18 protein-coding genes and 1 pseudogene are annotated in these 19,395 nt (G+C 66.3%); 8 read left to right on the forward strand and 11 right to left on the reverse strand.

The window, feature by feature from the left end; all coding sequences use genetic code 11:
• Positions 1–19 precede the first annotated feature (19 nt).
• Positions 20–1,186: an ISH3 family transposase gene (locus HVO_RS07250; protein ID WP_013035617.1), complete on the reverse strand. Its 1,167-nt coding sequence runs from the start codon at positions 1,184–1,186 to the stop codon at positions 20–22.
• Between the two features lie 693 nt (positions 1,187–1,879).
• On the opposite strand from HVO_RS07250, the gene HVO_RS07260 reads away from it, so the two are divergent.
• The 4 genes from HVO_RS07260 (at position 1,880) to HVO_RS07275 (ending at position 6,325) form a co-directional block, all read left to right on the forward strand.
• Positions 1,880–3,037 carry an ABC transporter substrate-binding protein gene (locus HVO_RS07260; RefSeq protein ID WP_004044400.1) on the forward strand — a complete coding sequence of 386 codons (1,158 nt, stop codon included), beginning with the start codon at positions 1,880–1,882 and terminating at the stop codon, positions 3,035–3,037.
• Positions 3,038–3,068: 31 nt separating this feature from the next.
• A complete protein-coding gene (locus tag HVO_RS07265) occupies positions 3,069–4,112 on the forward strand; it encodes a carbohydrate ABC transporter permease (protein ID WP_004044399.1) in 1,044 nt (347 codons plus the stop codon).
• Positions 4,109–5,053 (forward strand): carbohydrate ABC transporter permease, encoded by a 945-nt coding sequence (locus tag HVO_RS07270; RefSeq protein WP_004044398.1) that lies wholly within the window; start codon positions 4,109–4,111, stop codon positions 5,051–5,053. The genes HVO_RS07265 and HVO_RS07270 overlap by 4 nt, the downstream gene beginning before the upstream one ends.
• Before the next feature lie 120 nt (positions 5,054–5,173).
• Positions 5,174–6,325 (forward strand): ABC transporter ATP-binding protein, encoded by a 1,152-nt coding sequence (locus HVO_RS07275; RefSeq protein WP_004044397.1) that lies wholly within the window; start codon positions 5,174–5,176, stop codon positions 6,323–6,325.
• Between the two features lie 45 nt (positions 6,326–6,370).
• Here the strand turns inward: HVO_RS07275 and HVO_RS07280 are convergent, their stop codons facing one another.
• A complete protein-coding gene (locus tag HVO_RS07280; protein ID WP_004044396.1) occupies positions 6,371–7,060 on the reverse strand; it encodes a hypothetical protein in 690 nt (229 codons plus the stop codon).
• 467 nt (positions 7,061–7,527) lie between these two features.
• Here HVO_RS07280 and dpsA point away from each other — a divergent pair, with 467 nt between their 5' ends.
• The gene (dpsA, locus tag HVO_RS07285; RefSeq protein ID WP_004044395.1) at positions 7,528–8,058 is read left to right on the forward strand and encodes a DNA starvation/stationary phase protection protein DpsA; all 531 of its coding nucleotides are present in this window, start codon (positions 7,528–7,530) and stop codon (positions 8,056–8,058) included.
• Between the two features lie 121 nt (positions 8,059–8,179).
• On the opposite strand, the gene HVO_RS20850 is transcribed toward dpsA, so the two are convergent.
• The 7 genes and pseudogenes from HVO_RS20850 to HVO_RS07315 form a co-directional block, all read right to left on the reverse strand.
• Positions 8,180–8,347 (reverse strand): hypothetical protein, encoded by a 168-nt coding sequence (locus HVO_RS20850; RefSeq protein ID WP_004065234.1) that lies wholly within the window; start codon positions 8,345–8,347, stop codon positions 8,180–8,182.
• 108 nt (positions 8,348–8,455) lie between these two features.
• Entirely contained in the window at positions 8,456–8,890 is a 435-nt protein-coding gene (locus HVO_RS07290) for a metal-dependent transcriptional regulator (protein WP_004044393.1), read from the reverse strand.
• Positions 8,887–9,717, reverse strand: coding sequence for a DUF7260 family protein (locus HVO_RS07295; protein ID WP_013035231.1), 831 nt, complete (start codon positions 9,715–9,717; stop codon positions 8,887–8,889). The genes HVO_RS07290 and HVO_RS07295 overlap by 4 nt, the downstream gene beginning before the upstream one ends.
• A 237-nt stretch (positions 9,718–9,954) precedes the next feature.
• Positions 9,955–10,403, reverse strand: a pseudogene (locus HVO_RS07300) (DUF6069 family protein).
• Between the two features lie 158 nt (positions 10,404–10,561).
• Positions 10,562–13,378, reverse strand: coding sequence for an aconitate hydratase (locus tag HVO_RS07305; RefSeq protein WP_004044390.1), 2,817 nt, complete (start codon positions 13,376–13,378; stop codon positions 10,562–10,564).
• A gap of 130 nt (positions 13,379–13,508) precedes the next feature.
• A complete protein-coding gene (locus HVO_RS07310; RefSeq protein WP_004044389.1) occupies positions 13,509–13,928 on the reverse strand; it encodes a DUF7539 family protein in 420 nt (139 codons plus the stop codon).
• Positions 13,929–14,026: 98 nt separating this feature from the next.
• On the reverse strand, positions 14,027–14,287 hold the full coding sequence (locus tag HVO_RS07315) for a glutaredoxin family protein (RefSeq protein WP_004044388.1): 261 nt from the start codon (positions 14,285–14,287) through the stop codon (positions 14,027–14,029).
• Positions 14,288–14,542: 255 nt separating this feature from the next.
• Between HVO_RS07315 and HVO_RS07320 the strand changes: the two genes are divergently transcribed.
• The 3 genes from HVO_RS07320 (at position 14,543) to HVO_RS20855 (ending at position 17,050) form a co-directional block, all read left to right on the forward strand.
• The gene (locus tag HVO_RS07320; RefSeq protein ID WP_004044387.1) at positions 14,543–15,958 is read left to right on the forward strand and encodes a sugar porter family MFS transporter; all 1,416 of its coding nucleotides are present in this window, start codon (positions 14,543–14,545) and stop codon (positions 15,956–15,958) included.
• A 319-nt stretch (positions 15,959–16,277) separates the two neighbouring features.
• Positions 16,278–16,775, forward strand: a complete 498-nt coding sequence (locus tag HVO_RS07325) for a DUF7344 domain-containing protein (protein ID WP_004044386.1) — start codon at positions 16,278–16,280, stop codon at positions 16,773–16,775.
• A 110-nt stretch (positions 16,776–16,885) separates the two neighbouring features.
• Entirely contained in the window at positions 16,886–17,050 is a 165-nt protein-coding gene (locus HVO_RS20855; protein WP_004044385.1) for a hypothetical protein, read from the forward strand.
• A 48-nt stretch (positions 17,051–17,098) separates the two neighbouring features.
• On the opposite strand, the gene HVO_RS07330 is transcribed toward HVO_RS20855, so the two are convergent.
• On the reverse strand, positions 17,099–17,743 hold the full coding sequence (locus HVO_RS07330; RefSeq protein WP_004044384.1) for a DUF6663 family protein: 645 nt from the start codon (positions 17,741–17,743) through the stop codon (positions 17,099–17,101).
• Positions 17,744–17,870: 127 nt separating this feature from the next.
• Positions 17,871–19,352, reverse strand: a complete 1,482-nt coding sequence (gene arcD, locus HVO_RS07335) for an arginine/ornithine antiporter ArcD (protein ID WP_004044383.1) — start codon at positions 19,350–19,352, stop codon at positions 17,871–17,873.
• Positions 19,353–19,395 lie beyond the last annotated feature (43 nt).

Here is a 19,395-nt window from a genome sequence, read left to right on the forward strand (position 1 = left end):
TGGCTAGCCCGGTCGGGAGTTACCGGCTAAACCGGTCGTCTGGTGGTCGGTTCGCGGGGACGGCCCGACGCACCGCGAGGGCCGTCCACGCTGCTCGACGGACCATATTGATGAACTCCTTGAACGACCACTCCCAGAGGCGACGCCCCCCACGGCGGGGCGTCGCCACGTACTCCCAGTGCAAATACCGCCAGACGTTCTGTAACAGCAGGCTCACCACGACGTACAACAGCCGTACGACCGGATTTTGTGTCGAGGTCGTCGCGATACTTTGCTCGGAGAGTCGATAGCTTGCCTCGATACCGAAGCGTTTCGCGTAGTGGTATCGAGCGTCCCGTGGTGAGTCGATGAACGGCGCGTCAGCGGCGTAGCCGTGACGCGCCACCCCATGTTCGTCGTACCGTCCGTTTTGGTAGGTACAGTCGATGTAGACGGGAAACTCGACGGTCCAGCTGTGACCGTCGAGTTTCGCTGTCAGACTGTGCTGAATCACGCGACTCCACCCTTCTGAGAGTTCTTGCTTGATCGTCCGTCCCCAGCGGACGATCGGCATGACGTAGGCGTGGTTGTGCGCCTGAAGCAGCGTCAAACACTTGCTGTCGTAGAATTCGCGGTCAAGATAGACGGCCTTGACACCGAGGTCAAGGCCGTCGAGAATACCGAGGAACTCTGCGAGGACACTGCTGGCGGTGTCGCCGTCTTCGAGACGGCGCACCGCCAGCGTGTAGCGTTTGTTCTTCACGCGTGCGTACAGCGTCGCGTACGCGTGAAACGCGGTGGTTCCACGCTTCGCTTGTGAGTGATACAGGCCGTCTGTATCGTCTTCGTCGCCGTAGTAGGGCCGCAGGTGGAGGTCTGCGCAGACCTCCACCTGCTGGGGAAGGACGTCGAGAACGTCTTTCTGGAGGAGCATGTTGCCAACCTGTTCGAGCGTTTCTAGACCGAATTTAGTGCGGAGATGGTAGAGAACGGAGTTTTCGTGGGGTGCATCTTCGCTTCTCTCACAGAGCGTTGAGACCGAGGTCCCGTCGGCGCAGGCGCCGACGAGGACCTCGTAGATGTCTTCAGCATCGAGTTCAGCGTTTTCAGCGAGTGAGAGAGCAACTTCCTCGTCAAGAGAGTTGACGAGGAAGTTAAGGAGCTGGTCCTCGTGGATTTCATCGTCTGTTTGCTGGTTGTTGGACACATCTTCAGCAAGCAGACGTCTCAACTAACCGGCTTTGTGATGTACTGAATGTCGTTTGACGACTTCGAAGAAACGCAAGTCGAGGACGACTACGACGACGGAGTAGAGGAAATCAAGTTTGACGTGGACGAACCGGTCATCGGCGTTATCGTCGACATCGAGGTCTATCTCTACTGTCCGTGCCCGTTTGCCGAGTCGGAGTCCCGGCAACCGAGGCGCGAACTGGCGCGACTGTCACTCTCACAACGGTTACGTTGCCCCCGCTCACGTCAACTTTTCAACTTCCCTGCGTTCGTCGCTGATAGCGACGACGAACCCACAGTGGGAGGACGGCGATTGCGTCCGGGAGCGCTTTCTGACTCTTTAAGGCTTCTAAACTCGGAATCACGGCGATAAGATACGTCTGGGAATTTTTATTATTATACCGAGTAAATGAATATCAATCGTTAAGTACGGTGCGTTCGACAGTGTCTATGTATGTCACGCGATAGCCAGTCTAACGACAATCGGCTCAGTCGGCGTCAATACGTCGCTGGGGCGGGAGCGCTTGCGACGATGGGGCTCGCCGGCTGCTCCGGTGGCGGCGGTTCCAATGACGGCGGCGACGGCAGTACTACTGAAGCGGGCGGCGACGGTAGTACTACTGAAGCGGGTGGCGACGGCGGTGACGGGGGAAGCAGCGCCCCGGTTGAGGTGCTTCACGGCTGGACCGGCGGCGACGGCGCCGCGGCAGCTGAAGCGCTCGAAGCGGCGTTCAACGAGGCCTATCCCGATGTCGGCCTCGACATGAACCCCATCGGCGGCGGCGGGAATCAGAACCTCGACGCCGTCGTGGCGAACCGGCTCCAGAGCGACGACCCGCCGGGCGCGTTCGCCAACTGGCCGGGTCCGAACCTCCTCCGCTACGAGGGCGTCCTCGGCAGCGTCGACGACGTCTGGGAGGAGAACAACTTCGAGGAAGTAATGATCGACGAGGCGGTCGAGCTTCACCAGCAGGGCGGCAGCTATCGAGCCGTTCCGCTCGGTTCGCACCGCCTGAACTGCCTGTTCTACAACGTCTCGGTCGTCGACGAGGCGGGCATCGACGTCGACTCGCTGAACAGTCCCTCGGCGCTCATCGACGCGTTCGAGACGGTCCAAAGCGAGACCGACGCGGTTCCGATGACCCACGCGATGTCCGGGACGTGGACGACGACGCAGCTGTGGGGCGCCGTGATGCTCGCCGTGAACGGCTACCAGCCGTACATGGACTTCCTCAACGGAGAGGGCTCCGAGAGCGCGGTTCGCTCGGCCTTCGAGACGACTGCGGAGATGCTCGAAAACTACATCTCCGACGACGCGGCGTCGCTCAACCTCACCGCGTCGAACCAGAACATCATCAACGGCAACGCCGCCTTCATCCATCAGGGTAACTGGGCGGCTGGTGCGTTCCGGAACGCCGAGAACTTCGCGTACGACGAAGACTGGGGCTTCAAGACGTTCCCCGGCACGGAGGGCATGTACACGCTCCACATGGACTCGTTCCTCTACCCGGCCGACAACCCGACGCCGGAGGCGTCGAAGACCTGGGCGGCGTTCGTCGGCAGCCCCGAAGCGCAGATCGCGTTCAACCAGTACAAGGGCTCGATTCCGACGCGAACCGACGTGAGCATGGAAGAGTTCGGACCGTACCTCCAGGAGACCGCCGAAGACTTCGCCAACGCGGAGTACCGTCCGCCGAACCTCCAGCACGGCCTCGGTGTCCCCTCCGAGACGATGACGGCGCTCAACGAAGTCATCTCCTCGGAGTTCACCGGCCCGTACAACGTCGACGCCGCGACGCAGGGGTTCCTGGACGCGGTCTCGAACTGAGCCCCAAGAAATGTCGAATTTTTACCAACGAGTGCGCCGCGCGATTACTCCCGGCTCGGCTGACGACCAGCGGGTCAACGATGCCGGCGGCGAGCGCGATGCAGTCCGCACCGACGGCGGCGTCGTGAACGAGGACTCCCGGAGTCCGGACTCCGAATCGGGGTCGTTGGACCGCCTCGCCGCGGGAATCGACGGACTGCTCGGGAGCGACTTCCTCGAATCGTCGATTTTTTGGGTCCCGCCGTTCCTGCTGATGGGGCTTTTCGTCTACGGCGCGGTCATCTGGAACTTCCTCATCTCGCTGACCGACTACCAGCGGTTCGCGAACGCGCCGGACTACTCGAACCTCGACTTCGAGATGTACACGCGGGCGCTCGCGGACTCGGGATTCATCGACGCCGCGGTCAACACGTTCATACTGCTCGTCGCGTTCACGGCGGGAACGCTCGCGGTCGGTCTCATACTGGCGATTCTCATCGACCGCGGAATCCGATTCGAGAACTCGTTCCGGACGATCTATCTGTTGCCGATGAGCCTCTCGTTCGTCGTGACGGCGCAGTTCTGGCTGTGGATTTACAACTACAACAACGGAATCGCCAATCGCGTCATCGGTCTCGTCGGCGTCGGCCCGATTAGCTGGCTCGGTAATCAGACCATCGTCCTCTGGGCGGTCATCTTCGCGTTGATGTGGCAGTTCTCCGGGTACGCGATGGTCGTGTACCTCGCCGGACTCCGCGCGATTCCGGACGAACACTACGAGGCGGCAAAAGTCGACGGCGCGTCGACGCTGAAGATGTACTGGCGGGTCATCATCCCGCAGTTGAAGGGCGCGACGATAAGCGCCGCCGTCGTGCTGATGGTGTTCGGCATGAAGGCGTTCGACTTCCTTTACTCGCTGGTCGGCGGCTACCGGCCGCCGAACGGTGCCGACATCTTAGCGACGAAGATGGTCCGCGAGGCGTACGCGAACCTCAACTGGGCGTACGGCGCGGCGATTGCTATCGTCCTGTTTGCGATGGCGCTCGGCGTTATCGGCCCGTACCTCGTCTACGAGTACCGGAGGAACAACCTATGACAGACGACACGCTTCGAACGGACGGCGGAACGGCGACGTTCACGGCCCGACTGCGCCGGAACGTCGAGCAGATGACGATAGAGGACGCCGGTCTGTACGTCGTCCTGCTGTTGGCGGCGGGGTTCTATCTCGTCCCCATCGAGTCCGGATTGGTCACGTCGATCAAGACCGGGACCGCAATCGTCGAGACCGCTCCGTTCGCCCCGCCCGGGCCGTCCGGGTTCACGCTGGAGAAGTGGCAGGCGGCGGTCGAAGCCCTGCTACGCGGGATAGGCAACAGCATGCTGTACGCCGTGCCCGCGACGGTCATCTCGGCGTTCGTCGGCAGCATCACGGCGTACGGGCTGACGATTCCCGACTGGAAGCAGTCGTACAAGGCGCTGGTCTTGGCGCTCATCATCGCGGGCATCTTCATCCCGTATCAGGCCGTGTTGGTGCCGCTGACACAGTTCTGGTCGCAGTGGGCCCAGCTCACCGACCTGCTGTCGTTCGTCTGGGCGCTCGGTGTTCCGAACGACTACGTCGGCATCGTCGAACTCGTGGTGACCCACGTCGCCTACGGGATTCCGATCTGTACGCTCCTGTTCCGGACGTACTACAAGACGATGAGCGAGGAGATGATCGAGTCCGCGCGCCTCGACGGGGCGACGCTCCGGCGGGTGTACCGGCGGATCGTCTTCCCGCTTTCGGGACCGATGTTCGCCGTGGTCCTCATCTACCAGTTCACCCAGATTTGGAACGACCTCCTGTTCACGCTGGTGCTCGTCTCGACGGAGTCGAGTCCGGCGGCCCCCGTCGTGTTGATTCTCGCGGGGCTCGGCACCTCGCTCGAGGGACAGGACTTCGCGCTCCGGATGGCCGGGGCGTTCTTCGCGGCGCTCCCGACGCTCGCGGTGTACATCTTCTTCGGCGACGAGTTCGCCGAGGGGGTGGCGGCGTGACGCGTCGTCACGGCGACGCGACCGCCGTCGAGACCGTCTCGCACGGCGACCGCGGCCACCGGCGGCGACTCCCGGCGCGGCGCGGAACCGACAGCTCACCAACGATACCTACTCAGAGATATGGCAACGCTTGAACTCGATTCGATAACGAAGACGTTCCAGGACGGCGACGACGAAATCGTCGCTGTCGACGACATCTCGATGTCGATTGACGACGGGGAGTTCCTCGTCGTCGTCGGTCCGTCGGGCTGTGGCAAGTCGACGACGCTCCGGATGATTGCGGGCCTGGAGACGATTACGTCGGGCACGATTTCGCTCGGCGACCGCGTCATCAACGACGTGGCCTCTCAGGACCGCGACATCGCGATGGTGTTCCAGTCGTACGCGCTGTACCCGCACATGACCGTCCGCCAGAACATGTCGTTCGGTCTGGAGGAATCGACCGACCTCCCGGACGACGAAATCGGTCGGATGGTCTCGGAGACGGCCGACCTGCTCGACATCCCGAGCCTGTTGGACCGGAAGCCGAGCGACCTCTCGGGCGGCCAACAGCAGCGCGTCGCACTCGGCCGCGCCATCGTGCGCGACCCCGAGGTGTTCCTGATGGACGAACCGCTCAGCAACCTGGACGCGAAGCTCCGCGCGCAGATGCGGACTGAGCTCCAGCGACTCCAAGACGACCTCGGCGTCACGACCGTCTACGTCACCCACGACCAGACGGAAGCGATGACGATGGGCGACCGCATCGCCATCCTCGACGGCGGGGAACTCCAGCAGATTGCGACGCCGCTGGAGTGTTACCACGAGCCCGCAAACCAGTTCGTCGCGAGCTTCCTCGGCGAGCCGTCGATGAATTTCTTCGACGTGACTCGCGAGGGCGACCGCCTGGTCGGTGACTCCTTCGAGTACCCGGTCGGCGCGGAGATACGCGACGACATCGGCGACGTGACCGACCTCGTCCTCGGGATTCGACCCGAGTCCGTCGAACTCGTCGAGGCCGCGAGCGGCGACCACGACTTCGAGATGACGGTCGACGTCGTCGAGCCGATGGGCGACGAGAACACGCTGTACCTGTATTTCGAGCCCGACGCAGACCCCGAGACCGCAGAGACGCTGGTCGCGACCACGGACGGCCTCACGCGCATCAGTCCGGGCGAGACGGTCGTCGCGCAGATTCCGGAGGAGGCAATCCACTTCTTCGACGGCAGGACGGGCGAAGCGCTCCACAATCGGTCGATGGAAGAAGCCGCACAGCAGATCGACCTCGGCTAACCGCCCCGTCTTTTTCGGTCGTTCGACCCCGCGCCGTTTCTCTTCTCACCAGGGGGTGGTCCGGCCGACGCCTTCGGCGACGAGCGCCGCGGCGGCGACGTGAGCGTACGCACACCAGCCGAGCGCCAGGAGGGCGGCGACGCTCCGCGAAATCGTCGCCGCGAGCGCGCTCCACGCGAGGACGACGAGGACGGCCGCGCCCACCCACGCGAAGAAGTACGTCCCCGAGGCCGCCCCGCGAAGGGCGTCTCGCCGGAGCCCCGCGCGGAGTCCCTCGTGAACGCTCACGGCGGTCGCGGCCGGAAAGAGATACGCGCAGACGACCGTGACGAGCAGCGCGACGGTCGCGAGCATCGCCGTCGTCACGCCGGTCAGCACGGCCGGAATCGAGCCGGTCGCGGTCACGTAGCCGACGGCGACGACGGTGACCGCGGCCGGGAAGAGGTAGACGGAGGCGACGCCGACCACTCGCCCGGCGAGTCTGAGCGTCTCGGTCGTCGCCAGCGGGGGAAAGCCGTCGCCGGCGAGCACGCCGCCGACGAGGCCGAGGAAGACGACGAGGGGGACGACCGCGGCGAGCGCCGGGGCCAGAAACGTGAGGTCTGGCCAGAGTCGCGCTGCGAGTCGGAGGAGCGTCCCACCGACCAGCAGCGCGACGAGACACGTCGCGGTGCCGTCCACTCGCGCCCGGTCCGCGAACGGGTACCGGAGGGCGTCGACGAACACGTCACTCACTCCGCGCGCGGTCGGTGACGCCGCGCGCCGGCAAGTCGTCGGCCGGGCTGAGCACAGGTCGGAACACGGCTATTCGCTCGACGGCACCGCGCAAAAGGGTGTTGATCGCACGCCTGAGCGCATCCGACGCCGTCGCGCTCACGATGCGCGACGAGGGCGGAACGGTCCCGCGAGACTGGGACTCCGTTCGCGGTGACCGCGCCAGCGTGCGAGTGCGCCCCCCTTCTGACAGGCTCCCACGAGGCAGCTCCCGGCCGACGGACAGTATCGTAATGAATATGATAGTTACTGCGACACGGTCGCCACCTCACGGTCGCCACGACCGAGTCCGTGCTGCCACTTCACACGCTTCAGTCGCCGTTTTAGAAGCGATAATCCGATATCGACAAACGTGATTTTAGGCCACACGAAAAATTGTTCGTTCTCGGATAAGTATTAAGTGCTCGCAGTCCCAACTACCAGTCGAGATGAGCACACAGAAGTCAGTCCTCAAGGAAGCAGGCAGCGTCGGCGACAACCCGGTTCGACTCGACACCGAGAAAGCCGAGCAGATTATCGAAGCGCTGAACACCGACCTCGCGGACGCGTACGTCCTCTACCACCAGCTCCACAAGCACCACTGGAACGTCGAAGGTGCCGAGCACCTCCGCATCCACGAGTTCCTCCAGGAGGCCTACGAGGAAGTCGAGGAGGCCGCCGACGAAATCGCGGAGCGCCTCCAGTCCATCGGCGGCGTCCCCCACGCCAGCATGCCCGCGCTGAGCGAGGCCGCGACGGTCGAGCCCGAAGACGAGGACGTCTACGACATCCGCACCTCGCTGTCGAACGACCTCGAAATGTACGGCGACATCATCGAGAGCTACCGCGAACACATCGAACTCGCCGCGGGTCTCGGGGACCACACGACGGCGCACATGCTCCGCGAGCAACTCATCGAAATCGAAGAACACGCCCACGTCATCGACCACTACCTCGAAGACGACACGCTCGTTCAGTAAGCGCCGCCGCCGACGCGTCGGAGGACGCCGTTTTCGTTCCGACGTTCGACGCTTTTTCCCGCGACGCGTAGCTCCCGTACTCGTCGCGCTCGCGTCCCGAGCGCGCCCGTTCGAACGGGTACTATCGCGTCACGTCGATAGTCACGTCGCTCGAAATCCAGCCGTCGCTGTTGCCCGACTCCATGAACACCGACTTCCCCGGTCCACCCTTGCAGACGGATATCTCGGGGGAGTCGGGTCGGTCGGGCTCCGACACGGATTCAGAGTTCGACTGCGTACCAGCGGCCATTGCGACGCTTTAGGGGGGCCTAAAACAAAAAGGGTACGGTTCCGTCGCGGCAAATTAGTGCCATTTGTTGACAAGCATCAAGGATCGTTCGGATTTACGCCGATGCGTTCAGCTCGCGGGGTTGTCCGGGGACGACGTCGATTCCGACCCAGCCGCCTGACGCGCTCCGTCGCGGTCGCCGTCGCCGCGAAGCAGCGTCGCCGAGAGGCGCTCGGCGACCGTCGGGCTGACGTTTCCGACTAGTTGCATCGCCTCGCCTTCGTGGTCGTTGACGCCGAGCACGTCCCGGCAGAACCGCGAGAGGATTTGGTAGGTGTCGTAGAGGTCCGCGGCGGCGTCGCGCCCCTCCGCAGTGAGCGTCGCGCCCTCGTAGGGCTCGTAGTCCACGAGTCCCTTGGCATCGAGGTTCTGGAGGCGCTCTGTCGCCGCGGGCGGCGAGCGGTCGAGCGCGTCTGCGACGTACCCCGGCGAAATCGGTGACTCCTCGTCGTCCTCCCGCTCGGCGATGTACAGCGTGAGGAGATACTGCGGCGCGCCGATCATACGCGGCGGACGAGGTGGTCGCGCACGGCTCGCTGACAGTCCGCGCAGCTGTCGTCCACGCGGGTCGCGGCCGCCAAGACCGGGTAGTCGGTCGCGCGGTCCTCGTAGAGGTACGTCGCGAGAAATCGGTGGTCAACTTCGACCGCCGCGGTGTGGTGGGTCGCCCCGTTGAGGTGTCGCTGTCGCTCGCGGACCAGTCGGTCGCACGCCTCGCGGTGGCCGGCGAGCGTCTCGTGACGCCGCCGGAGGGCGTCGAACCCCAGCTCCGAAAGCGGCGTCTCGTCCGCCCGTGCCACCCAGTCTTCGCACTCGTCCAGCACGGCGAGCGCCGCCCGAAGCGACCGCTCTTCGCCGTCGAGCGCCCGGCACATCCCGTCGAGACCTCGCTGTCGCTCCGTCGCCGCCGACACGACCGCCTCTTTGGCCGCCGGCGTGAACCGGCTCCCGGCGTCCGGGGAGAGCGCCGTCGCGACCTCCGGGCCGAACTCCTCGCGTATCGTCACCGCGAGCGGTTCGGACTCGCTCACGTCGGAGACGCTGTGCGGGCGTATCGTCTCCGCGAACAGCTCGCGGACCCGCCGTCGACCCTCGTCGGCGGCGTCGTCTCGTCGGGTCGCCGCTGCCACCGACGCGGTCCCGCACGCGGTCGCCCGGGTGGTCCCGGCCGGGGGGCGCGCCGACTGCGCGGCGAGCTTTCGCACGCGGCGTTCGAACCGCTCGACGGCCCGTCGCTTCGCCAGCACCTGTTCGCGCTCGCTCGCGACGCGGTCAAGCGCGTCTCGGACGTCCGCGGCGCAGTCAGCAACCACGTCTGCACCTCCGAACATCCGGCGCGTCCGACCGCGACAGTACACTCGGACCGGCGGGTTCGACGCCGAGGCAATCGCGCATGGTCAACACTCACCCGCGACGGTTCCGCCGCCGCACGCGAGCGCGCCGTGTCGGTTCGGTCTCGACGACCGGTGCGACTCCTTGTCGGCCATACCATTTAGGCCAACCTAAAACAACATAGTGTCTTCGGTTTTTAGGGCATCCTAAACAGAGCTCGCACGGCGGTCGCGCGGTCACTCTTCGGGCCCGTCCGGTCGGTTCCCTTCGGGACGCCCCACCCGAGTTCGGTGAGCGACGCCACGCAGACCGCCGCAACGACGACGTGCATCAGCATCAACACGAGGACGCCCGGCACGGTCGCTCCGGGGTCGACGTACAGGAGCCCGATGTCGGGGAGGAACGACGCCACGAGCACCGCAACCGCGACCCTGAAAAACGTCCGGTCCGCGTCGGTGACGCGGCCCGTGAGCAGTCCGTAGACGAGCGTCGCCGCGACCGCGCCGGCGGCCGAGAGGAACACGACCGGCGGGTACGAAAGTGGTGCGAACGGCTCGACGAGCCCCGTTCCGAGGACGAGCGTCAACAAGAGCGCGTTCGCGACGCTCGCGACCGCCGCGGTCGCCAGCCCGCGACGCGCGAGGTCCGTCCACGTCGGGCGGACCGAGGGTGTCACGGTTACCATGCTATGATGTAGCACGCAACGGGTGATGAATCTACGCGTCTTCGGTGACTCGTGACGCTCCGCGAGTCCGACGCGTGGGTCGAACGCGGTCGGGGTGGTACCCCGACTCAGTTCCCCGATTCGGCCCCCCGATGCAGTCCGCTGACTGCCTCCCGGCGTCAGTTCTCGGTCAGGAGCCGACGGAGCACGTAGTGGAGGATGCCGCCGTGTTCGACGTACGTCACCGCGGCGGGCGTGCCGACCTGCGCGGTCACGTCGAACTCGATTTCGGTCCCGTCGTCTTTCGTAGCGACGACGGTCAGTTCGTCGTTGACGTCGAGGCCGTCGTCGAGGCCGCGGATGTCGAACTGCTCGGAGCCGTCGAGGCCGAGCGACTCCCACGAGTCGCCGTCTTCGAACTGGAGCGGGAGGACGCCCATACCGACGAGGTTGTCGCGGTAGATGCGCTCGTAGCTCTCGGCGATGGTCGCGCGCACGCCGAGGAGGTCGGTGCCCTTCGCCGCCCAGTCGCGGCTGGAGCCGGTCCCGAACTCGACGCCCGAGAGGACGACGAGTGGGGTCCCCTCCTCGCGGTAGCGCTGGCTGGCCTCGAAGACGGTCGTCTCCTCGCCCGGCGGGTGGTGAATCGTGTAGCCGCCCTCCACGTCGTCGAGCATCTGGTTTTCGATGCGGACGTTGGCGAACGTCCCGCGCATCATCACCTCGTGGTTGCCGCGGCGGGAGCCGTAGGTGTTGAAGTCCACGGGGTCGACGCCGTTGTCCACGAGCCACTGGCCGGCCGGGAGCTTCGACCCGAACGGTCCGGCCGGGCTGATGTGGTCGGTCGTCACCGTGTCGCCGAGCGTCAGGAGACAGCGGGCGTCCTCGATGTCGGAGACGCCGGGTTTCTCCAGCGGGAAGTCCGTAAAGAACGGCGGCTCGCGGATGTAGGTCGACTCGTCGTCCCAGTCGTACACGTCGCCGGTCGGCGCTTCGAGCGCCTCCCAGCGCTCGTCGCCCTCGAACACCTCGGCGTACTTCTCGCGGAACATCGACGGGTCGACGCTGTCGTGGATGGTCTCCCGTATCTCGTCGGCGTCCGGCCAGATGTCCGCGAGGTAGACCGCGTTGCCGTCGTCGTCGGTGCCGAGCGGGTCGGTTTCGAGGTCGATGTCCATCCGCCCGGCGAGGCCGTAAGCGACGACCAGCGGCGGGCTGGCGAGGTAGTTCGCGCGAATCTTCGGGTGGATGCGCGCCTCGAAGTTGCGGTTGCCGCTGAGGACGCTCGTCGTCCACAGGCCGTGTTCGTCGATGGCGCTCTCGATGGGTTCCGGGAGCGGCCCGGCGTTGCCGATGCAGGTGGTACAGCCGTAGCCGACCACGTCGTAGCCGAGCGCTTCGAGATGGGGGAGCAGGCCGGCCTTCTTTAGGTACTCCGTGACGACGCGGCTCCCCGGCGCGAGGCTCGTCTTCACGTACTCGGGCACGTCGAGGCCCTTCTCCAGCGCGTTGCGCGCGAGGAGGCCCGCGGCGACCATGACCGACGGGTTCGAGGTGTTCGTACAGGAGGTGATGGCGCTGACGACGACGCTCCCGTGGCCGATTTCGACCGTCTCGCCGCCGAGGTCGACTTCGACGCGTTTCGTCAGCTCACCGAGGTCGGGTTCTTCCGGGGCCGCCTCGGGCGTCTCGGTCAGCGTCCCGCCGTCGCCCGCGAGTTCGCCGTCGTCGCCTCCGCCCCCGCCCTCGCCGAGCCAGCGGACGATGGCCTCCTCGTCCACGTCGGCGACATCGTCCTCGAACTCGCCGTAGAGCAGGTTTCGGAAGTGCGTCTTCATGTCGCCCATGGCGACGCGGTCCTGCGGGCGCTTCGGCCCGGCGAGGCTCGGTTCGACCGCCGAGAGGTCCACGTCGACCGTCTCCGTGTACTCGGGGTGTTGCTCGCCGAAGAGGCCCTGCGATTCGAGGTACTCGCGGACGAGTTCGATGTGTTCGGGCTCGCGGCCCGTGAGTTCGAGGTAGTCCAGCGTCGCCTCGTCGACCGGGAAGGCGCTGATGGTCGACCCCTGTTCGGGGGCCATGTTGGAGATGGTCGCCCGGTCGGGGACAGACAAGTTCCCCACGCCGGGGCCGAAGAACTCGACGAACCGATCGACGACGCCGACCTCGCGGAGCTGTTCGGTGACGTGTAACACGAGGTCGGTCGCGGTCGCGCCCTCGGGGAGTTCGCCGTCGAGTCTGACGCCGACGACCTCGGGGAGCTTCATCGTGATGGGCTGGCCGAGCATCGCCGCCTCGGCCTCGATGCCGCCGACGCCCCAGCCGACGACGCCGATGCCGCCTATCATCGGCGTGTGGCTGTCGGTGCCGACGAGCGTGTCGGGGAGGAGCCAGCGGTCGCCGCGCCACTCGCGGTCGTGGACGACCCGCCCGAGGTGTTCGAGGTTCACCTGGTGGACGATGCCCGTGCCCGGCGGGACGACGCTGAAGTTGTCGAAGGCGTTCTGCGCCCACTTGAGCGCCTTGTAGCGCTCGGCGTTGCGCTCGTACTCCAGTTCGACGTTCTTCTCGTAGGCGTCGGGCGTGCCGAAGAAGTCCACCTGCACGCTGTGGTCGATGACGAGGTCACAGGGAACTTCGGGCTCGACGAGTTTCGGGTCCTCGCCGGCGCGGTCGGCGGCCGACCGGAGCGCCGCGAGGTCGACGACGGCGGGCACGCCAGTCAGGTCCTGCAACACGACGCGAGACGGCGTGAACGGGACTTCGACGTTCGGCACGTCCGGCTCCCACGAGGCGGCGTTTCGCACGTCCTCCTCGGTGACGATGTCGCCGTCGACGTTTCGCAGTACGGACTCCAGGAGGATGCGGATGCTCACCGGGAGCCTGTCGAGTTCGCAGAGGCCCTGTTCTTCGAGTACGGTCAGGTCCGCCATCTTGTACGTGGTTCCGTCGTGTTCGAACTCACGGATGGCGTCCAGTGTCTCAGTATCGCTCATGGTCGACCGATAGGGTCTCCGCGGGCTTGAATGCGGGACTCGTTCTCACACCGTCGGAATCGGGGCGAACGCGGGGCGTCGCGGCTCTCGGAACCGTTTCGACGCCGGGGGTCGGCCGCCGCGACGCCGGCTACTCCTCGGGGACGCCCGCGACGCCGACGAACTCGTCGACCTCGTCTTGGACGTACCGGCGGACGCGCTCGCAGTAGTCCCACAGGAGGTCGTTGAACTGCTCGCGCTCCGGCTCGGTCAGGCTCTCGCCGCCCCGCGACCACGACGACGGAATCTCCGGGTGGCGGGTGCAGACGACCGAAATCGGGTGGTTCTTCGGATGGCCCATGACGACGGCGTACTCGTCCGTCCCCCAGAGCCCGTCGTCGCCGTCGCCCGCGAGTTCCGCGTCCACCTCGTCGAGAAGCTGCCGCTCCTCGGCCGTGACGGCGGCGTCGTCACCGGCGAACAGCTCGCGGTACGCCCGGTCGCGGGCCGTGTACGTCCACCCGTCGAGTCGCTCCCGCGCCTCGCGGAGGAGTCGTCTGTCAGCTTCCATGCGTATCAAAAGGCGCGCCGAGGCCATAGGCGTACGCCCGCCTGAAGCGCGCGACCCCGGCGTCGGGTGGACCGCACCCGACGACGACTGTGCGTCGCTCACTCCCGCGCCGCCGTCAGCTTCTCCCCGAGTCGGTCGGCGTCGACGCGGAACTTGAACGCCGGTCGGCCGTCGACGTAGACGTAGGGCACGCGCTCCCCGTACTTCTCGCGGAGTTCCTCGTCGCTGTCGACGTTCACGAGGTCGATATCGACCGTGACATCCACCTCGTCTGCGACCTCGCGAACGGTCGCTTCGGCCTCGTCGCAGAGGTGACACTCCGTGCGCGTGTAGATGACGATGGGGACGGCGTCGCTCATCGTCCGATGTCGTCGCCGCGGCCTGTTGAGTCTTCTCGTCGTATCTTATCAGATCACAAATTTGTTTCTGAATCGGGTCTGTTTGAGTTTTTAATCTAACAGTATCGGGTGTCAGAGTCAGAACTCGTCCGAGAAAACGGCTGACACCGGCGTCGTATACGTCTCACCGAATCGAATATGTTAATTTTCGTCTGTTGATAATACGTCGTAAATTTTCTAACTCAGAACCGAATACATAACGAACGAGTACAATTTATGACAGTCGATACTGACGCACCCGAGGCGGACGGTCGAAACCGGTTCGTCTACGTGACGGCCGCGCTCGCCGCCCTCAACGGACTGCTGTTCGGGTTCGACACGGGCATCATCTCGGGCGCGTTCCTCTACATCAGAGACGCGTTCACGATGACGCCGCTGGTGGAGGGCATCGTCGTCAGCGGCGCGCTGGCGGGCGCGGCACTCGGCGCGGCGCTCGGCGGTTACCTCGCAGACCGATGGGGTCGCAGGCGGCTCATCCTCGTCAGCGCCGTCGTCTTCTTCGTCGGCTCGCTGGTGATGGCTATCGCGCCGACCGTCGAGGTGCTCGTCGTCGGGCGACTCATCGACGGCGTCGCCATCGGCTTCGCCTCTATCGTCGGCCCGCTGTATCTCTCCGAAATCGCGCCGCCGAAGATTCGCGGTTCGCTGGTCTCGCTGAACCAGCTCGCGGTCACGGTCGGCATCCTCTCGTCGTACTTCGTCAACTACGCCTTCGCCGACGGCGGGCAGTGGCGCTGGATGCTCGGCACCGGCATGGTGCCCGCGGTCATCCTCGCGGTCGGGATGGTGTTCATGCCCGAGAGCCCCCGCTGGCTGGTCGAACACGACCGGGAGTCGAAGGCCCGTGACGTGCTCTCGCGGACCCGCACCGACGACCAGATTCGGGCCGAACTCGCAGAGATTAACGAGACCATCGAGGCGGAAGACGGCGGCCTGCTCGACCTCCTCGAACCGTGGATGCGCCCGGCGCTCGTCGTCGGCGTCGGCCTCGCCGTCCTCCAGCAGGTCACCGGCATCAACACGGTCATCTACTACGCGCCGACGATTCTCGAATCGACCGGCTTCGAGTCCTCGGCGTCCATCCTCGCCACGGTCGGCATCGGCGTCGTCAACGTCGTCATGACCGTCGTCGCGGTCGTTCTCATCGACCGTCGGGGCCGCCGCCCGCTGCTTTCGGTCGGCCTCGCGGGGATGACGCTCACGCTCGTCGCGCTCGGCGCGGCGTTCTACCTGCCGGGCTTTTCGGGATTCGTCGGCACGGTCGCCACCGGGAGCCTCATGCTCTACGTGGCCTTCTTCGCCGTCGGTCTCGGCCCGGTGTTCTGGCTTCTCATCTCCGAGATTTACCCGCTGAAGGTCCGCGGGACGGCCATGGGCGTCGTCACGGTGTTCAACTGGGTGGCGAACCTCGCGGTATCGCTCGCCTTCCCCGTCATGGTCGCAGAAATCACGACCGCGGGGACGTTCTGGGTGTTCGCGGCGCTGAGCGCCGTCGCGCTCGCGTTCACCTATCGGTTCGTCCCCGAGACGAAGGGGCGGTCGCTGGAGGCCATCGAATCCGACCTCCGGGAGAACGTGCTCGGCGGGTCGCCGGACGGGTCGTCGGCCGGGACCGTCTCTGACGACGACTGAGGGGACGCCGACGCGCGGCCCGACCTCTCGCGCGCTGGGCGGCGCGCCGCGGTCCGTCCTCAGCCTCGACGATGCCCGTAACGTCGTCGCTCGCAGCACCGAGTCGTCGACGCTCGGGGGTCGCGGGTCGTGCGAATCTCCCAGTAGATGGTTCTTGTGGCCGACGCCCGGCTGACAGCTGTCGCCAATCCGCCCCGAAACGCGGGTGACGGGAGTCCTGTCGGGTGATTCGGTCGCGGTCGACGTTTTTGATTTCGATACCGGAGGCGAACCGTTGATATAGGAGAAGCGACCAGTCACAAACCGATCGAATCCTCGTATGGCGACAACATCCGAACCCGGACTCTCCGAGACGCGTATTCACGAGGTACTGAGTAACGACCGCCGTCGGATGGCCATCGAGTACCTCCAAGACAGCGACCTGACGCTCCGCGAACTCTCGGAACGCATCGCGGAAGCCGAGACCGGAGAGTCGCCGCCCCCGCGGAACATCCGGCAGAGCGCCTACGTCTCGCTGCAACAGACCCACATCCCGAAACTCGCTGAACTGGATATCGTGAACTACGACGAGGAGTCGAAAGTCGTCTCGCTGGCCGAGGCGGGCGACGTGACGGTCTACATGGAGGTCGTCCCCGAGGGCGAACTCTCGTGGAGCGAGTACTACGCCGCTCTCGCCGCGCTCGGCATCGTCCTCATGATTGCCGTCGCCGTCGGCGTCCCCGTCATCTCGGCCGTCGGCGCGCCCGGTCTCGGCTCGCTCGTCTTCGCCGTCCTCGGCGGCTCCGCGGTCTACCAGCGCTGGACCCAAGAGGACTGACGCGCCTCGTCGCCCGGCTTTTCTGCCGAGCCCTTCGAACTCGACCGGCCGCTCTCCCGTCGGTATCGGTCGGCGGTGAGATTTAGGTCGCAGCCGCCACGATTCGGCGTATGCGCGACGCTCCCGACCCGGCCGGACCGCCGACGGTCTGCGACGACTGCGGCGCGAGACACTCGTTTCGACGGCGGTTCGTCACCGGCGGCGGCTGGCGAACCGTCTACCGGTGTTCCGAGTGCGGTTCCCGCGCGTCGAGCGACGGCGACGGCGACGAGTGACCGAGTGGACCGCGGCGGGTCGGCGTCGCCGCCCGCGACGCTGCGGCGTCAGCAGTAGGTGTCGCGCATCGTCCGCGCGAACAGCCCTTCGCGGTCGAGCGCGATGGCGACGAGGACGAACTCCTCGTCGAGGGGGCGCAGGACGAACATCTCGCGGGGCGCGTCCGGCGCGTCGGTCTCGTCGTCGAGGCGGTCCAAAAGCGGGTCCACGGGGACGACGCCGTCGCCGAACTCGTCGAACAGGTCGCGCGCGCCGGGCTGTTTCGCGAAGACGTAGAGCACGGCGTTGGGGTCGCCGTCGGTCCCGTAGGTGACGCGCGACCCGATGGCCTCGCCGTCGCCGGTCGCCCGCCACGTCTCGCGGGCGGCCTCGAACAGCCCCGTCGCGGCCCCGACGAACCGGAACCGGGTTCGGTCGCGGACCGACAGTTCCTCGAACCGCGGGTCGCCGTCGTCCCAGCGCAGCGTGGCCTCGATTTCGTTGCCGGGTTCGAGCGCCGACACGCGCGCTTCGAGGTCGCCGTCGTAGCCCGTTCGCGGGACGTAGGTCGGAGAGTAGGCGTCGTCGGCGTCGGTCTCGACGGCCGGGTCGGTCCAGTCGACGCGCTCGTCGGGGAGTTCGAGCAAGAGGAGTTCGTCTCCGTCGCGCGGACTGCGATAGACCCGAAATCGGCCGGCCGTCGTGACCTCCATGTCCGCGGCTACTGGACGAACGGAAATACGCCTGCCGGTCGCCCGGCGACCGCGGGGGGTCGTCGTCGGTGGGTCGCCGCCGGAGGTCGCCGCCGGCGGGTCGTCGCCCGCGCACCTCGGCGCTCGCTCAGTCGTCGTCGCCGAAGGACGCGACCGCGCCGCGGAGACCGGCGTCGGTGTCGGAGCCCTGTTCCGTGACTCGCCACCCCGACAGCCCAATCGCCACGAGGATGAGCGGCGAGAGGAAGCCGAGGAAGTAGTAGGGCGCGTACTGGAGCGTCGGCACGCCGAGCACGTCGGCCATGTACGCGCCGCCGGTCCCCCAGGGGATGAGCGCGCTCGTGGTCGTCCCCGCGGACTCGATGGCCCGCGAGAGGTTCCGGCTTTCGAGGTCGAAGTCGTCGTAGAGGCCGCGGAAGCTCATGCCGGGGACGACGATGCTCATGTACTGGTCGGCCGCGATGGCGTTCATCGCAAGCGACGAAGCGGCCGTCCCGACCGTCAGCGAGGCGACCGAGGTGAGCACCCGCCGGAGGTGGTGTGCGAGGACGGCGATACAGCCGGTCCGTTCGAGAATCCCGCCGAGCGACAGCGACGCGAGGATGACCGTCATCGTCCACGCCGACCCGAGCAGGCCGTCGGAGGCGAGCAGCGAGTCGACCGTCTCGACGCCCGTCGAGGGCGCGGTGCCCGCGAAGGCGACGTTCCACGCGCCGACGAAGGTGTCGACCGAGACGGGGCCTTGGACGAACAGTTGGGTGAACGTCCCGGCGACCACGCCCGCGACGATAGACGGTAAGGCGGGATACCCCCGGAGCGCGAGGACGAACGTCACGACGAGCGGCGCGAACACCAGCGGGGTCACGGCGTACGACCCGGCGATGGCCGCCTGCATCTCCGCGACGCGCCCGGCCGGGATGCTCCCGCTCGCCGTGAGGCCGAGGGCGGCGTAGGCGACGAGCGAGATTGCCAGCGCGATGGCCGTCCCGACGCGCATCGTCCGGACGTGGGTCAGGAGTTCGGTGTTCGTGACGGCGGCCGCGAGGTTCGTCGTGTCGGAAAACGGCGACACCTTGTCGCCGGTGTACGCGCCCGTCAGAACCGCGCCGGCGGTCATCGCGTCGGGCATCCCCAGCCCCGAGCCGATGCCGATGAAGGCGACGCCCAGCGTCGCGGCGGTCGTCCACGACGAGCCGATGGCGAAGGTGACCACGGCCGAAAGCAGCGTCGCCACGGGGAGGAACACCGCCGGCGACAGGAAGTCGAGGCCGTAGTAGATGAGCGCGGGAATCGTCCCCGCGGCGGTCCACGTCGAGATGAGCATGTAGACGACGAGCAGGATGAGAAGCGCCGACAGTCCCATGTTGATGCCGTCGCGGATGCCCGCCGAGAGCCGGGTCCACGGCAGCCCCAGCCAGTAGCGACCCACCGCGCCGGTGAGGATGATGCCCCACAGAAGCGGCAACTGCGGGTCGAGCCCGAGCCAGATGACGCCGACGCTCAGGAAGACGAGCATCCCGACGACGGGGACGAGCGCCTGCGCGAGCGACGGCCGCTCAGCCTCCGGGATGTCGTCGTACGTCAGCGGTTCGAACGAGAGTGTTGCCATTACCGAAAGCGGGTATCGTCGTGGCGGGTTTGAATCTGACCCT

Source organism: Haloferax volcanii DS2 (assembly GCF_000025685.1).
Lineage (GTDB): Archaea > Halobacteriota > Halobacteria > Halobacteriales > Haloferacaceae > Haloferax > Haloferax volcanii.

Coding starts and splice junctions, on each gene's coding strand:
- HVO_RS07320 (WP_004044387.1), top strand. CDS start 14,543: ATGACAGTCGATACTGACGCACCCGAGGCGGACGGTCGAAACCGGTTC.
- HVO_RS07325 (WP_004044386.1), top strand. CDS start 16,278: ATGGCGACAACATCCGAACCCGGACTCTCCGAGACGCGTATTCACGAG.
- HVO_RS07310 (WP_004044389.1), bottom strand. CDS start 13,928: ATGGAAGCTGACAGACGACTCCTCCGCGAGGCGCGGGAGCGACTCGAC.
- arcD (WP_004044383.1), bottom strand. CDS start 19,352: ATGGCAACACTCTCGTTCGAACCGCTGACGTACGACGACATCCCGGAG.
- HVO_RS07275 (WP_004044397.1), top strand. CDS start 5,174: ATGGCAACGCTTGAACTCGATTCGATAACGAAGACGTTCCAGGACGGC.
- HVO_RS20850 (WP_004065234.1), bottom strand. CDS start 8,347: ATGGCCGCTGGTACGCAGTCGAACTCTGAATCCGTGTCGGAGCCCGAC.
- HVO_RS20855 (WP_004044385.1), top strand. CDS start 16,886: ATGCGCGACGCTCCCGACCCGGCCGGACCGCCGACGGTCTGCGACGAC.
- HVO_RS07305 (WP_004044390.1), bottom strand. CDS start 13,378: ATGAGCGATACTGAGACACTGGACGCCATCCGTGAGTTCGAACACGAC.
- HVO_RS07270 (WP_004044398.1), top strand. CDS start 4,109: ATGACAGACGACACGCTTCGAACGGACGGCGGAACGGCGACGTTCACG.
- HVO_RS07330 (WP_004044384.1), bottom strand. CDS start 17,743: ATGGAGGTCACGACGGCCGGCCGATTTCGGGTCTATCGCAGTCCGCGC.
- dpsA (WP_004044395.1), top strand. CDS start 7,528: ATGAGCACACAGAAGTCAGTCCTCAAGGAAGCAGGCAGCGTCGGCGAC.
- HVO_RS07315 (WP_004044388.1), bottom strand. CDS start 14,287: ATGAGCGACGCCGTCCCCATCGTCATCTACACGCGCACGGAGTGTCAC.
- HVO_RS07295 (WP_013035231.1), bottom strand. CDS start 9,717: ATGTTCGGAGGTGCAGACGTGGTTGCTGACTGCGCCGCGGACGTCCGA.
- HVO_RS07290 (WP_004044393.1), bottom strand. CDS start 8,890: ATGATCGGCGCGCCGCAGTATCTCCTCACGCTGTACATCGCCGAGCGG.